Here is a 14,034-nt window from a genome sequence, read left to right as displayed (position 1 = left end):
ATTCCGCGCTGAACAGACATAACAGGAGTGACGCGATGCCGAAGAAGAAGATTCTGCTGAACGCATTCAACATGAATGCTGTGGGCCACATCAATCACGGTTTGTGGACGCATCCGCGGGATCGTTCGGCGCATTACACCGATCTCGACTACTGGACGAGTCTTGCGCAAACGCTCGAACGCGGCAAGTTCGACGGTATTTTTCTCGCGGATATTGTCGGCGTATACGACGTTTATCAGGGCGGCCCCGAAACGCCGTTGCGCGAAGCCGTGCAGATTCCAATCAACGATCCCTCGCTGATTGTGCCCGCGATGGCGCACGTGACGCGGCATATCGGTTTCGGCGTGACGTCGAATCTGACGTATGAGCCGCCGTATCTGTTCGCGCGGCGCATGTCGACGCTCGACCATCTGACCAAAGGACGGGTCGGCTGGAATATCGTCACCGGCTATCTGGATAGTGCCGCCCGCGGAATGGGTCTCGCGCAGCAGATCAGTCACGACGACCGCTATGACCGCGCCGACGACTATATGGATGTCGTCTACAAGCTGTGGGAGCAAAGCTGGGAAGACGACGCGGTGGTGCGCGACCGCGCTTCGCGCATCTTCACGCAACCGGGCAAGGTGCATCGCGTGAAACACGACGGTCCTTTCTATTCGATCGACGCCATTCACTTGAGCGAGCCATCGCCGCAACGCACACCGGTGTTGTATCAGGCCGGTTCGTCGAGTCGCGGCGTCGATTTCGCGGCGCGTCATGCGGAGTGCGTGTTTGTCGGCGGACAGAACAAGCAGTTGACGCGTTCAATCGTCGACGACATTCGCGCACGAGCCGTGAGCTTTGGGCGCGCGCCAGACGACATCAAGATCTTCGCGGGCATTACGGTGGTGGTCGGCGAGACCGAACGAGCCGCACAGGAAAAGTTCGAAGAGTACCGGCGCTATGCGAGTGCTGAAGGCGGTATCGCGCATTTTTCCAGTTCGACAGGTATCGACTTTTCGCAATACGAGCTGGATGAGCCGATCTCGTATGTGAAGACGGAATCCATGCAATCGGCGGTCGAAGCCATTTCGAAGAAGAGCGTGAGCGGCGTCTGGACCAAGCGCAAGGTACTCGAACAGATGACGCTCGGCGGCCGCGCAAAACCGGTGGTGGGCTCGCCCCAGCAGATCGCGGACGAACTGGTGTCATGGATCGACGAAGCGGGCGTAGACGGTTTCAATCTGACCCGCACGGTGATGCCGGAATCGTTCGAGGACTTCGTGGATCTCGTCGTGCCTGAGTTGCAGAACCGCGGCGTCTACAAGGAAGACTACGATCCCGCGCCTACTTTGCGCGAGAAGCTTTTCGGCGGCGGCCGCGCGCGTTTACCGGACGTGCATGTCGGCGCGCAGCATCGGCGAGCGCCGCAAAGCGGCATCAAACAAACCGTGGAAGCCTGAGAGGAGCGAAGCGATGGCTAATCTTTTCGACGTGCCGCAGTTCATTGAAGACGCACCGTCTCTCGCGGCCGATCATCGTGCGAACGCGGCGCCGGCGCAGGCGGCCGTTGTATTCGACAACGTCGGCAAAGTATTTGCCGGGTCCAACGGTGCTGCGACTGCGGCGCTTGCAGAGGTGACGTTGAACGTTGCACGCGGCGAAGTGTTTGGCATTATCGGTCGCAGCGGCGCAGGGAAGTCGACGTTGCTGCGCCTTGTGAACGGACTGGAAAAGCCGAGTTCGGGCGCTGTGCGCGTGAATGGAGTCAATGTCGGCGAACTCGGCGAACGCGGACTCGTGACGCTGCGCCGTCGCATCGGCATGGTGTTTCAGCACTTCAATCTGCTCTCCGCGAAGACCGTGCGCGAGAACATTGCGTTGCCGCTGAAAATCGCCGGTGTGCCGAAAGCGGCGATCGACAGGAAGGTCGATGCGCTGCTCGATCTCGTCGACCTCGCGGCAAAGCGCGACGCTTATCCAGCGAGCTTGTCGGGCGGACAGAAACAGCGCGTTGGCATTGCGCGCGCACTCGTCACGGACCCCGACATCCTGCTGTGTGACGAAGCGACCTCCGCACTCGATCCCGAAACGACACAAGCGATTCTCGCGCTGCTGCGCGACATCAACCGGCGGCTAGACCTGACTGTCGTTCTGATCACGCATGAAATGCAGGTGATTCGTGAAGTGTGCGATACGGTCGCCGTGATCGAGCGTGGCCGCGTAGTGGAAACGGGCCCGGTGTGGCGTGTGTTCGGCGAGCCGCAGCACGATGCAACGCGGGCGTTGCTGCGCACGCTGGTTCACGACTTGCCTGCGGATCTAGCGGATCGCGTGAAGCCGCTTGCCGGGATCGCGCAAACCGACGCGCGCGTTCTGCTCGACGTGCGCTTTACTGGCGGCAATGCACGCGACCCCGACCTCGCCGGTCTGACTTCCGCGCTGAGCATCGAGGGAGGCGGCGTGAGCTTCGTGCATGGCGGAATCGACCGCATTCAAGGGCATGCGCAAGGGCGCCTCATCGTATCCGCGCAGGTTCGTGCGAAAGAGGGCGCCACGGTGCATGCGCAGGTCGCCGCGTTGCTCGAACGCGCACGCGGCCACGCTAACCATGTCGAGGTATTAGGTTATGTCTGATCTCTGGCTTTCGGAACTCGTCGGTGCGATACGCGATACGGTTGTGATGGTCGGCGTGTCCGCGGTAATCGCAGCACTGATCGGCATTCCGTTGGCGCTAGTGCTGGTCACGACCACGCGCGGCGGCATCTTCGAAAAGCGCGCGGTGAACAGCACGCTTGGCGCGCTCGTCAATGCATTTCGCTCGACGCCGTTCATCATTCTGCTGGTCGCGCTACTGCCGCTCACGCGCTTGCTGATCGGCACGACCATCGGCGTATGGGCGGCAATCGTGCCGCTCAGCATTGCCGCCATTCCGTTCCTCGCACGCGTAGCCGAAGTGAGCCTGCGCGAAGTGGACCGCGGCCTGATAGAAGCAGCGCAGGCAATGGGCGCACAACGCAGGCATATCATCTGGCATGTGCTGTTGCCTGAAGCTCTGCCAGGCATTGTGGGCGGCTTCACGATCACCGTAGTCGCGATGATCGGATCGTCCGCGATGGCCGGTGCGGTCGGCGCTGGCGGCCTCGGCGATCTCGCGATCCGCTACGGCTATCAGCGTTTCGATACGACGGTGATGGTGACGGTGATCGTGTTGCTGATCGCGATCGTGACTACGGTGCAACTGGTGGGCGATCGCTTCGTTCGGCGACTCGCGCAGCGCGCGTAACGGGCAAACGCACCGTTGTCGCCGGATTTCGCGTCGGCCTGTCGACGTAGTACATTCGCATGACGAATGACGTAGGCCCTATCGGTCGCGAATCTCACCGCCTATCATGAAAGCTGCCGGGACGTGCCGCGAGCCTCTCGTGAGCCCGTTCCACCTGCACTGCAGGTTCGCCTCCAGAACATCATCAAGTGGAAATAGCATGAATGATCATCGCCAGACCGCGGCGCTGCAAACGCGCGAGGCGTCCGCCGCACCAGCGGTGCGCGATCTCGCCGGCCTGATCGCTGCACTGCATGCGAGCGCCGCAGAGCGCGACCTTGCCGGCGGCCATGCCGCGCAGGAAAAGCAGTGGATCGCGGACGCTGGCTTGCTCACGCTTGCCGTCCCGCGCGAATTCGGCGGCGAGGGCGCTTCCTGGCCGGAGATCTACGACACCATTCGCAAGATCGCCCAGGTGGACAGCGCGCTCGCGCATCTGCTCGGGTTCACGTTCTTGCAGGAGGTCAGTGTCTATGTGTGGTGCAATGCGGAGCAGCGTGCCCGCTACCTGAGCGGCACGGTAAAAGAGCGCTGGTGGTGGGGCAATGCGGTGAACCCGCTCGACACCCGGCTCGTTGCCAATGCAACCGGTGACGGCGGCTATCTTCTGAATGGCGAGAAAGGCTTTTGCTCGGGCACGCGCGGCTCGCAGATGATGACGGTTTCCGGGCACGACCCGCAGACCGGCAGCACGATGTTCGCAGTCGTGCCGACCACGCGCGAGGGCATCACCGTCAACGAAGACTGGAATCCGATCGGGCAGCGGCAGACCGACAGCGGCAGCGTGTCTTTTGCCCAGGTCCGGGTCGAGCCGGAAGAAGTCCTGCAACGCGCCGACACGCCGTACGCGAGTTTGCGCACGCTGGTATCGCAACAGGTCATGACCAATCTGTTCGTGGGCATTGCACAAGGCGCGCTCGACGAAGCGCGTGCCTACGTCACGCAATACGGCAAGCCGTGGATGACTTCGGGCGTGACGAAAGCCACCGACGATCCCTATCTGATCCAGCGTTTCGGCGAAATGCGTATTCAGGCGGTGAGCGCCGAAGCGCTGGCCGTGCGCGCCGCGCAAGCGCTCGACGCCGCGTGGCGCGAAGGTCCGTCGCTTTCCGCCGAAGCGCGGGCGCACGTTGCGCTCGCTACTTCCGAAGCGAAGATCGTCGCGCATCGCGCGGCGCTCGACGTCAGCGAAAAACTGTTCGATGCCTGCGGCGCGCGCGCCACGCATGCGCCGCTCGCGCTCGATCGTTTCTGGCGCAACGCCCGCGTGCACACGCTGCACGATCCGCTCGACTATCGCGTGCGCGACGTCGGCCGTTATGCACTCAGCGGGACATTGCCGGAGGTTTCTTTGTACACTTGAGGCGGTCCGCGGTGCAGCCAGTCTGCGCCGCGGTTTTATCCCTTCTCAAGAGATCTCCGGATTGCAGTTCAAATTACCGACTACGGCAACAGCGCCGTTTTGCCCGTCTGAAGTGCAAGGCTCGGTCGCCGTCTCGCAAGGCGCGCCTTTCTGGAAGAAGATCCTGCAGTTCGCCGGCCCCGGCCTGCTCGTTTCCATCGGCTATATGGACCCGGGCAACTGGGCGACCGACATTGAAGCCGGCTCGCGTTACGGCTACAGCCTGCTGTTCGTCGTCTTGCTGTCGAGTCTCGCGGCGATGGCGTTGCAATGTCTGAGCATGCGCCTGGGTATCGTCACCGGGCGCGATCTGGCCGAATTGTCGAGGGCCCGTTATTCGCCCGCGGTCGCGCGAGGGCAGTGGTTTCTTGCCGAGCTTTCGATCGTCGCGTGCGATCTCGCGGAAGTGCTTGGAGGCGCGCTCGCTTTCCATCTGCTGTTCAAGTGTTCGCTTACTACGGGCGTGCTGCTGACCGCGTTCGACACGTTGATCGTGCTCGGCCTGAAGGGCAAGAACTTCCGCGATCTGGAAGCGATCATGCTTGGACTGATCGCGACGATCGGCGTCGGGTACATCGTCGAACTCGCGCTCGTGAAGCCGCATTGGCCGTCGGTCGCGCAAGGACTGATTCCGTCGTGGCAGGCTTTGAGCTCACGCGAGCCGGTGTATCTCGCGATCGGCATTCTCGGCGCAACGGTAATGCCGCATAACCTGTATCTGCATTCGTCGATCGTGCAAACGCGCGCGGTGAAGCGCGATCCGGCGAGCATCGGCTCCGCGATCGGCATGTCGCGCATCGATACCATTGTGTCGTTGCTGCTCGCGCTGATGATCAACATGGCGATTCTGATTCTCGCGGCCGCCGCGTTTCATGCGACCGGCCACAATCAGGTCACCGAAATCGAAGACGCCTACAAGCTGCTCGCGCCGATTGTCGGCACCGGCTTCGCGGCTGTGTTGTTCGCGATCACGCTGCTCGCGTCGGGACAAAGTTCGACCTTCACCGGCACGGTTGCGGGGCAGGTCATCATGGAAGGCTTCCTCAAGCTGAAAATTCCGTGCTGGCAGCGGCGTTTCATCACGCGCGCACTTGCGTTGATTCCTGCGTTGATCGGCGTGCAGATGATGGGCAACGGCGCAGTCGGCAAGCTGCTCGTCGCAAGTCAGGTAGTGCTGAGTCTGCAGTTGCCGTTCGCGCTTTACCCGCTGATCCGCATGACGGGCGACCGCTCGCTGATGGGCGAGTTCGCGAATACGCTGCTCACGCGGATTGTCGCGTGGACGCTGTTCGCGGTGATTACCGCGGCGAATCTGTGGCTCGTCGTGCAGACGGTGGGACTCGTTGGGGAGTGACGGGGCGGCGCGTCTTGTTGCATCGCTGCGTTGCCGCGTGAAAACGTGAACGTCGAACAAAAAAGGTCCGCGCAATTGGCGGACCTTTTATTTTGAGGCTTCGGTTTCGAATCGGGCGGACCAGCCGTCATCGAAGATCAGTCTGGCAAGTGGCGTGGCTCAGGCCGCCTCGGCGACCTGCGCGGCTTCGAGTGCTTCCTGGCGCGCGGCTGCGGCTTTCTTGGTCTTGCCGGCACGCGACGGCGGCTGGCATGCACCGCACACGACGTTGTGCTGCAGATCGTGCTTGTGCGCGACGAACTTGCCGGTGCAACGGCAGCACTTCGTCAACTGCAGAATGTCGGCGTCGAAGAAACGCACCAGCGTCCAGGCGCGCGTCAAGTCGAGCACCGGTTCGGTTTCGCTGTGCTTGCAGTGTTCGAGATACAGCCGATAACCTTTGGTCAGCGCATCGAGATGCGAGCAACGCGCTTCGTTCTTCAGGAACAGGTACGTGTTGTAGAACAGCGACGCGTGAATGTTCGCAAGCCACGTCATGTACCAGTCCGCCGAGAACGGCAGCATGCCCTTGGGCGGCGATACGCCCTTCACCTCGCGGTACAGGCGGATCATGCGGTCACGCGAGAGCGTCAACTCGCTCTCGAGCACCTGCATGCGTGCGCCGAGTTCGATCAACGCGATCGCACGAAACACTTCTTGTGCATCTTCCGTCAGGCTACGCTTGAGCATCGCAGTCACCCTATCAGGCAAATTGCTCAGCGGGCTGGCCTGCAAGCAGGATAGCCGCGTGAGTCGGTGCAACTGCGGTGTGCTTCGTCGTTTGCGTCAACGCCGACAGCATCGAGTGGTCGTTGAAGCGGAAGAAACACAAAAGCTGATCGGAAGAGGCCAGCTTGACGATCTGTGCGAGCGACAGCCCGGCAAGCAGATCAGCCAGTTCCGACGACAAACCCAGACGGAACATGCCGACCGGTTTGTCCTCACGCAACATACGTTGCGCGAGCATGATGTACGACAGGTTAATCTCGCGGATTGAGTCCAGCGTCTCGCTGCTACGGTCCATTTTTTGTGTTTCCGAAGCCCCGAATTACTATGTCGGCTTTTTGCCGTTATGTCTTTTATGCCTCGCCGAAAACGTTGTCCTTCGGCTACAGGTCGTCCCTGATACACATGGCGACCTTTTGATACATCGCGTTACATTTCGTAACAGCTTGGGACGAATTGTATGAAGGGCAAAACAGGAAATCAATCCCTTCTCAAAAAAATATCTCAAAAAGGTGCATCAAATTTCGGTAACAATTTCACGGATCTGTAATGAGCGGTGCTGGCTGCCTTTTGCGGCTTGCCCAGCTTTCTTCAGATCCATGAAAACCCTTGTGTGGCGGGGGATAGACCGTGTCTTCCGCGCAACACCGGAGGTCGGCTCGGGAGAACCGGTAATTAAGACTGAATGGAATTGAAGCGAAAAGCCGGCGCCAAGTCGTGTAATTACTACCTTCCGATTTGCCGTTTCGGGGACGGACCGATTTTGTAACGAAAAGATGGCGCCCCGGTTACAAACTCGGCGAGTTTGTAACTTCATCGGTAAGAATTAGCAGCCCGTTGGGCGAACCCGCTCGACTTCGAGCCCGAACGCGGGCCGCAGGCGAGTGCCGAGCACGTTTCCGACGAAGGCGGCGACAAGCCAGAGCCAACCGTGGAGGCTGCCTGAAACGATGCCGCTGAAGTAGGCGCCGATGTTACAGCCATAGGCGAGGCGGGCGCCGTAGCCCAGCAAGAGGCCGCCCACCACGGCTGCGATCAGCGAGCGAGCCGGTACTTTCCAGACGGGAGCGTAGCGGCCGGCGAGCGCGGCAGCGGCCATGGCGCCGAGAATGATGCCAACGTCCATCACCGTGGTGACGTCATGTGTAACAGGCGCTGCCAGCGCGCCCGCGTTAGCGCGGGTCGCCCAGTACGGCCAGCTGGCCACGTCCACGCCCAGCGCGGCAAAAAGCTTCGCGCCCCATAGCGCGAACGCCGAGGTCACGCCCCAAGGACGGCCCGACAGCGCGAGCGTCGCGAAGTTGAGCAGCACGAGCGCAAGCGCGCCGACGAAGAGCGGCCACGGCCCTTGCAGCCACGGCGATGCGCGCGGCGCACGCGCCGGCTCGTTGACGAGGCGCCCATGGCGCCGCCGTTCGACGAAGACGGTCAGCGCCGCGATCGCCGCGAAAATCACCAGGTTCAGCGCAATGGCGGCGCCCGCGCCGAGCGCGTTGACTATCGACAGCGGCTTGAGGGCAGGCAGGGCGCTCCAGAAGGGCATGTGCGCGGTCGCCACCACCGAGCCGGTTACAAATGCCGCGAGCGTGACGATCATCCGCGTGCTGCCGCCGCCGACGGTGTACAGCGTACCCGACGCGCAGCCGCCGCCCAACTGCATGCCGATGCCGAACATGAAGGCCCCCACGAGCACGGACGTGCCGGCGGGCGCGACGAGCCCCACCACCGGATGGCCGAACAGGCTCCCCGACGCAAGCACTGGGAAGAACAGCACGACGCCCACGGCGAGCATCAGCATTTGCGCGCGAAGCCCGGCGCCGCGGCCGTCGGCGATAAATACCCGCCAGGCCGACGTGAAACCGAACGCCGCGTGATAGAGCGACATGCCGAGCAGTGCGCCGACTATATATAGGGCGGCCTGGCGGCCGCTGACGGTCTGGGCCAGATACACGGCACCGAGCGCGATGAGAAGGAGAGCCGCGGCAAGCGGTTTCGGGTTGAGGTCGAAACGGCGGGGCGCGGGAGAAAGAGCGGTAGAAAGTTCGGACATGATGATATTGACCGACAACGCACGCGCGCCGGCGGCCCGGCGGGCGGCTGGCGGGCGTTGTTGGCAGTCGAGCGAAAGCGCAATGAGGATCGAAAAAGATAGCACGTAGCGCTTATCCGCGCAGGCGAGGGGCGCGTCGCTGTTCGCGGCTGCCGCGCCCGCCTCAACCCAAGTTTTTCACGCGCCAGCGGTCGTCCCGTGCACGCCGCCTGAGCGCTGGTTGTCGGCGAAGTCGCGCAATGCCGCCGCGGTCTGCGGATCGGCCGGAAAGAAAGCTTCAATCGCGAGTTCCGACAAGGTCACGTCCACCGGCGTACCGAACACCGTCGTCGTGCTGAAAAACGACAGCACGCCAAGCGGCGTGCGCAGACGCAGCGGCACCGCTATCTGATTGAGCGGGCTGTCGCCGGCCTCGGGCGGCTGCGCTCCGGGCGGCGTCGGATAAGCCGCCAGTTCGTCGCGCAACGCACTTAGCGTTTCGTCGGCGCTCACGTCGATCTGCCGTTGCAGCCGCGCGAGCACATGCTCCCGCCACGCATGCCAGTTGACGATGGACGAAGCAATGCCATCCGGATGCAGGCTCAGGCGTAGCGCATTCACGGGCGGCTTCAGCAGATCGGGACTTGCGCCCGAAAGGAGCGGCGCGAGCGCATTGTTCGTGGCGACGATGGTCCAGTGCCGGTCGACGGCGAGCGCCGGATACGGCTCGTGGCCCTTCAGCACCAGTTCGACGGCTTCGCGCGCGGCGCTCAATTGCGGGTCCGATAGCGGACGCTCGCGAAACAACGGCGCGTAACCGGCCGCGACGAGCAGCGCATTGCGTGCGCGCAGCGGCACGTCGAGGCGCTCGGCAAGATGCATCACCATCTCGCGGCTCGGCATCGCGCGGCCGGATTCGACGAAGCTCAGATGGCGTGTCGAGATGTCGGCTTCGGCGGCGAGCAGCAACTGACTCATCCGTCGCCGCTGCCGCCATTCACGCAGCAGATCGCCGACGGTGCGGCTGGTCGCGGGCGATGTCGACGGGGCGCTTTGCGCAAGAGAAAGTGTGTTCATGCCACCGATGATAGCCAAAGCGCCGCGCCGATCCATTACCTCCGAGGTAATGCGCTCGACGCGTTGCCGCGCACTGCATGTGCCGGGCACCCGCCGCGCGGCGATTACCTGCGACGTAATCGACGCGCAGGCCGCTAACCGCGAATCTTCACTCCGAGCCCGCCGCATACGACCTGTATGCCGAGCGTAGCGCTCAGTCATTGCCAATCGAGGAGTTGCAAATGAACGCGCATACCGATCTGATCGACCGTTATTTCGACGCATGGAACGAGACCGATGGCGCGCGCCGTCGCCAGCTGATCGCCGCGGCGTGGGCGACCGACGCCGACTACCGCGACCCGCTGATGGCCGGCTCGGGCCACGACGGCATCGACGCGATGATCCGTGCGGTGCAGGAGCGCTTTGCGCATCACACGTTTCGCCGCTCGACCGACGTGGACGGTTTCGGCAACCGCCTGCGCTTTTCGTGGGAACTCGTCACGCCGGGCGGCGAGGCGATCGTCAAGGGCTCTGACTTCGGCGTGGTCGACGCGCACGGCCGTCTTCAGGCAGTGACCGGCTTTCTCGATCAGGTGCCCGCGGGCGCTTGAGCGCATAGCGCCCGCAGCTTCGCTACCGTCATCTTCCGTGGAGACGATCATGCACGAGCCCGTTACCGCGACGGCTCATTCGCCCGTCATCGAATTTGCGCGATTCGCACACGCCATCGACGCGCTGTGCGGCGCGATCGCGGGCTTCGCGCTGCTCGCGGGCACCCGCGCGTTCATGTTCACCGCGTTGCTCGGCTGGCGCGAACCGGTGCTGGGCGGCGCCGGGCTGATGCTGCTTGCGGTCGTCGGATGGTTGCGGTGGCGTTGCTGCGGCGCGCCGCGGCGCGTGGGCGGCACCTCTTGCGCTCTACATTGGAATCTCCCCGAAACGCGCAACGTTGCTTGCTACAATCGATTGCCGCAATGCGAGCCATTCGAATAACCGCAAGCAACTTGCATGGAGACACAGTGCTTAAGAATCTCGATCCTCTGCTCAACGCCGACATACTGCATGCCCTACGCTCAATGGGCCACGGCGACGAACTCGTCATTTGCGACGCCAACTTTCCGGGCAGCTCCGTCGCGCGTTCCTCGGTGCTCGGCAAGCTGCTTCATCTCGATGGCGTCAGCGCGCCGCGTGCGGTCCGCGCCGTGCTCTCGGTGATGCCTCTCGATACATTCATCGACCAACCCGCATCGCGCATGGAAGTCGTCGGCGAGCCGCATACCATTCCGGCCGTGCAGCGCGAGGCACAGGCCGAGGTCAATGCGGCCGAAGGGCGCGACGTGCCGTTCGCGTCCATCGAACGGTTCGCGTTTTATGAGCGCGCGCGCAAGGCGTATTGCGTGATCGCCACGGGCGAGGAGCGCGGCTATGGCTGCTTCGTCTTCACAAAAGGCGTTTTGCTCGCGCCGGACGCCCCTCGCTCATAGTCGCCAAGCCTGCCGCTTTGCGTCGTTCAAACGCTTGCCCGCTTGGAAAGCGCGGGCAATGCACATATGCTCAGAGGCAAAGTAGGGAACTGCGGCCTTCGAGTCGGGTCTGCTGCTTATTCATCTAGAGGAGTCCCCCATGACGCGTCCCGTCGATTCCAGCGTTATTCTCGTCGCACGCATTGCGCTCGCTATTCTGTTTTTGTGGGGCGGTGTGATGAAACTGCTGGGCTATGCGGGCTTTGTCGGCTACCTGCACTCAAAGGGCGTGCCCTTCGTGCAGATCGCCGCGCCGATCGCCACGGCGGTCGAGGCATTGGGCGGGCTGCTGCTGATAGTCGGCTTCAAGGTGCGCCCGCTCGCGCTCATCATGGCGGTTTATACGGTGGCCACGGCGGTCCTCGGCCACGACTTCTGGAACGTGACGGACGCCGCCTTGCAGCGCGACATGGTGATCCATTTCTGGAAAAACATTGGTATCGCCGGCGGTTTCCTGCTGCTGTTCGTGACCGGCGCGGGGCGTATCAGTATCGACGGTGCGCGAGCGCCGCGCAGCGGGTTGGGTCTTTGAGCGAACCACGCTGAGCGATCCCCCGGTGGTTTTGCCTGACTGACGTATTCCGGCTGCAATCAAGGGAGTAAATATGATTCAAAGTTTCGAGCAATCAATTGGCGGCAAGGTGTTGCAGTTGTGCGCGAGTCTTGGAGAAGGGCCCACGCCGCATCGCGTGATCATCAGCCTCGCCGAGTCCGCAAAAACACTCGTGGTGCTGGATGCGTCCGGGTTCCTGAGCGCAATCAAGGCCGAGATCGAGGAGCCGGAAAAACTGATCGCCGACGCCATCAGCAAGGCGCAAAGCGAAGGGCTGATCGAAGCCGCGATCAATACCGGAACGATTCAGGAGGCGTCGCTGTAGCGCGCCTCGCTGCTTTACTCGTACGGTCTTATCCACCGCTGACAATTCTGCTGACGACCCCCAAGGCGCCCGAGCCGCAGGGGTCTTTTTCTTGTGCCGGCCGCGAAGCCGGTCCCGCCAGACGAGACACGCGACGTCAGCGCGAATTGCCGACCGGCGCAGAATCCGCCTCGTGCCGCGCCTGCGACGACGAATGCGGCTGCGGATGCACGAGACAACTCATCACGCCGGCGGACGCCAGCAGGCCTACTGAGATCGCGGTCGCCGCTTGCATCCCCGAGACGATTTGCGTGGCCGCCGTTCCGCTGGCGAGCGCGCCGAATGCGGCGACGCCCACCGCGCCACCCGCCTGCCGGGCCGTGTTCAGTACCGCCGATGCCGTTCCCGCGCGCCCCGCTTCCGCCGACGCCAGCACGGCAGTCGTCATCGCGGGCACGGCGAGTCCCATGCCTGACGGAATCAGCAGGAACGGCAGCAGCAAGCCGATCAGCGGCGTGCTCGCGTCGACCAGATGCAGCAGGCCGTAGCCGAGTCCGGCGGTGACCGCGCCGGCGATCATCGGCACCCGCACGCCGAAGCGGCCCACCACCCAGCCGCTCGCGACATTCGAGAGCAGGAAGCCGCCCGTCAACGGCAAAAATGCGAGGCCCGCCTGAAGCGCCGTATAGCCGCGCACCCGTTGCAGGTAGAGGCTCAGCACGAACACCATCCCGTAATAGGTCATGTTCACGCAGATGCCGAACAGCACGGCCGCGCTGAAGCTGCGCCCGGCGAAGAGCGAAAGCGGCAGCATCGGCGCGCTCGTACGCGCTTCGACCGCCACAAACGCGCTGCCGGCGAGCGCCGCGAGCACGAAACCGCCCGCGACGAGCGGATGGCTGAGGCCGAGCGGCCGCCATTCGATCACTGCGGCGACGAAGGCGGTCAACGCGACGATGGCGAGCGACTGGCCGCTTAGATCGATGCCGCGTGAAGCTGCATGTGCTGTCGCCGCGTCGCTAGGGGTCGAGCGAGCGGCTTCAGGACGAGCGATTTCCGGGCGCAGGGCTTCAGGGCGAAGGGCTTCAGGCCGTGGCACCCACAGCAGGGTCGCTAGAAAACCGGCAGCGCAGATCGGCAGATTGACAAGAAAAATGCTGCGCCAGCCGAAGGCCGCGATCAGCACGCCGCCTGCCACCGGGCCGGCCGCAATGGAGATCGCGCCCGCCGCCGTCCACAGCCCGACCGCGCGAGCCCGCAGTTTCGGGTCGTGTCCGTACGACTGATTCAGTAGCGCGAGCGAGTTCGGCAGCATCGCGGCGGCGCCAATGCCTTGCAACGCTCGCGCGGCGACCAGCATCGGGGCGTCGAGCGCGACGCCGCAAGCAAGCGACGCCAGCGCGAACAGCACGATACCCGCCGCGTACAGCCGGCGCGCGCCGAAGCGGTCGCCGAGCGCGCCGGCCGACAGCATCAGCACCGCGAAGGCGAGCGTGTAGGCGTCGACGACCCATTGCAGGCCCGCGACATTGGCGTGCAGATTCGCGGCGATCTCGGGCAGCGCAATATTGACGATGGTCACGTCGAGTTGCGTGACGACGAAGCCCACGCTGACGGTCGCGAGCACGCGGCCGAGGGCGGGCGAAACGGTAGGTTTTGTGGAGTTCATGCGCTACATCGTAGGCGCGATGCGACGCACCATGTTTCGGGGCGGCGTGAAGTGTCGATGTCGACGGAAAACTGC

Annotated in this window: 15 protein-coding genes; 10 read left to right on the top strand and 5 right to left on the bottom strand. The window is 63.3% G+C overall.

From position 1 onward, the window contains the following. Window positions 1–35: 35 nt before the first annotated feature. The 5 genes from JMY24_RS11430 to JMY24_RS11410 all read left to right on the top strand — a co-directional run bounded on the left by JMY24_RS11430 (window position 36) and on the right by JMY24_RS11410 (window position 6,060). A complete protein-coding gene (locus JMY24_RS11430) occupies window positions 36–1,442 on the top strand; it encodes an LLM class flavin-dependent oxidoreductase (protein WP_128596465.1) in 1,407 nt (468 codons plus the stop codon). A gap of 13 nt (window positions 1,443–1,455) precedes the next feature. Beyond that, window positions 1,456–2,616, top strand: coding sequence for a methionine ABC transporter ATP-binding protein (locus JMY24_RS11425; RefSeq protein ID WP_128596466.1), 1,161 nt, complete (start codon window positions 1,456–1,458; stop codon window positions 2,614–2,616). Continuing rightward, window positions 2,609–3,265, top strand: a complete 657-nt coding sequence (locus JMY24_RS11420) for a methionine ABC transporter permease (protein ID WP_128596467.1) — start codon at window positions 2,609–2,611, stop codon at window positions 3,263–3,265. The genes JMY24_RS11425 and JMY24_RS11420 overlap by 8 nt, the downstream gene beginning before the upstream one ends. A 199-nt stretch (window positions 3,266–3,464) precedes the next feature. Next, the gene (locus JMY24_RS11415) at window positions 3,465–4,667 is read left to right on the top strand and encodes an acyl-CoA dehydrogenase family protein (protein ID WP_236597386.1); all 1,203 of its coding nucleotides are present in this window, start codon (window positions 3,465–3,467) and stop codon (window positions 4,665–4,667) included. Window positions 4,668–4,728: 61 nt separating this feature from the next. Continuing rightward, entirely contained in the window at window positions 4,729–6,060 is a 1,332-nt protein-coding gene (locus JMY24_RS11410; RefSeq protein WP_128596469.1) for an Nramp family divalent metal transporter, read from the top strand. Between the two features lie 159 nt (window positions 6,061–6,219). Here the strand turns inward: JMY24_RS11410 and flhC are convergent, their stop codons facing one another. From flhC to JMY24_RS11390, 4 genes are all read right to left on the bottom strand, one after another. Next, window positions 6,220–6,789, bottom strand: a complete 570-nt coding sequence (flhC, locus tag JMY24_RS11405) for a flagellar transcriptional regulator FlhC (protein WP_128592026.1) — start codon at window positions 6,787–6,789, stop codon at window positions 6,220–6,222. A gap of 13 nt (window positions 6,790–6,802) precedes the next feature. Continuing rightward, window positions 6,803–7,123 carry a flagellar transcriptional regulator FlhD gene (flhD, locus tag JMY24_RS11400; RefSeq protein ID WP_006052742.1) on the bottom strand — a complete coding sequence of 107 codons (321 nt, stop codon included), beginning with the start codon at window positions 7,121–7,123 and terminating at the stop codon, window positions 6,803–6,805. Window positions 7,124–7,651: 528 nt separating this feature from the next. Next, window positions 7,652–8,875, bottom strand: a complete 1,224-nt coding sequence (locus JMY24_RS11395) for a YeeE/YedE family protein (RefSeq protein ID WP_201702063.1) — start codon at window positions 8,873–8,875, stop codon at window positions 7,652–7,654. 177 nt (window positions 8,876–9,052) lie between these two features. Next, window positions 9,053–9,931, bottom strand: coding sequence for a helix-turn-helix domain-containing protein (locus JMY24_RS11390; protein ID WP_236597385.1), 879 nt, complete (start codon window positions 9,929–9,931; stop codon window positions 9,053–9,055). 221 nt (window positions 9,932–10,152) lie between these two features. Here JMY24_RS11390 and JMY24_RS11385 point away from each other — a divergent pair, with 221 nt between their 5' ends. The 5 genes from JMY24_RS11385 to JMY24_RS11365 all read left to right on the top strand — a co-directional run bounded on the left by JMY24_RS11385 (window position 10,153) and on the right by JMY24_RS11365 (window position 12,311). After that, complete coding sequence (locus JMY24_RS11385) at window positions 10,153–10,521, top strand: nuclear transport factor 2 family protein (RefSeq protein WP_128596471.1); 369 nt, start codon at window positions 10,153–10,155, stop codon at window positions 10,519–10,521. Window positions 10,522–10,570: 49 nt separating this feature from the next. Further along, a complete protein-coding gene (locus JMY24_RS11380) occupies window positions 10,571–10,903 on the top strand; it encodes a hypothetical protein (protein WP_201702061.1) in 333 nt (110 codons plus the stop codon). Between the two features lie 26 nt (window positions 10,904–10,929). After that, the gene (locus tag JMY24_RS11375; RefSeq protein WP_128596472.1) at window positions 10,930–11,394 is read left to right on the top strand and encodes an RbsD/FucU family protein; all 465 of its coding nucleotides are present in this window, start codon (window positions 10,930–10,932) and stop codon (window positions 11,392–11,394) included. Between the two features lie 139 nt (window positions 11,395–11,533). Next, the gene (locus tag JMY24_RS11370; protein WP_128591804.1) at window positions 11,534–11,965 is read left to right on the top strand and encodes a DoxX family protein; all 432 of its coding nucleotides are present in this window, start codon (window positions 11,534–11,536) and stop codon (window positions 11,963–11,965) included. 73 nt (window positions 11,966–12,038) lie between these two features. Next, window positions 12,039–12,311 carry a hypothetical protein gene (locus tag JMY24_RS11365; protein ID WP_020068246.1) on the top strand — a complete coding sequence of 91 codons (273 nt, stop codon included), beginning with the start codon at window positions 12,039–12,041 and terminating at the stop codon, window positions 12,309–12,311. Between the two features lie 136 nt (window positions 12,312–12,447). Here JMY24_RS11365 and JMY24_RS11360 read toward each other — a convergent pair whose 3' ends face one another. Further along, the gene (locus JMY24_RS11360; protein WP_201702059.1) at window positions 12,448–13,959 is read right to left on the bottom strand and encodes an MFS transporter; all 1,512 of its coding nucleotides are present in this window, start codon (window positions 13,957–13,959) and stop codon (window positions 12,448–12,450) included. Window positions 13,960–14,034 lie beyond the last annotated feature (75 nt).

This window comes from Paraburkholderia kirstenboschensis (genome assembly GCF_904848585.1).
In the GTDB taxonomy this organism is placed as follows: domain Bacteria; phylum Pseudomonadota; class Gammaproteobacteria; order Burkholderiales; family Burkholderiaceae; genus Paraburkholderia; species Paraburkholderia kirstenboschensis.
Note: the sequence above shows the minus strand (reverse complement) of the source record. Positions and strands in the feature narration are given on the sequence as shown.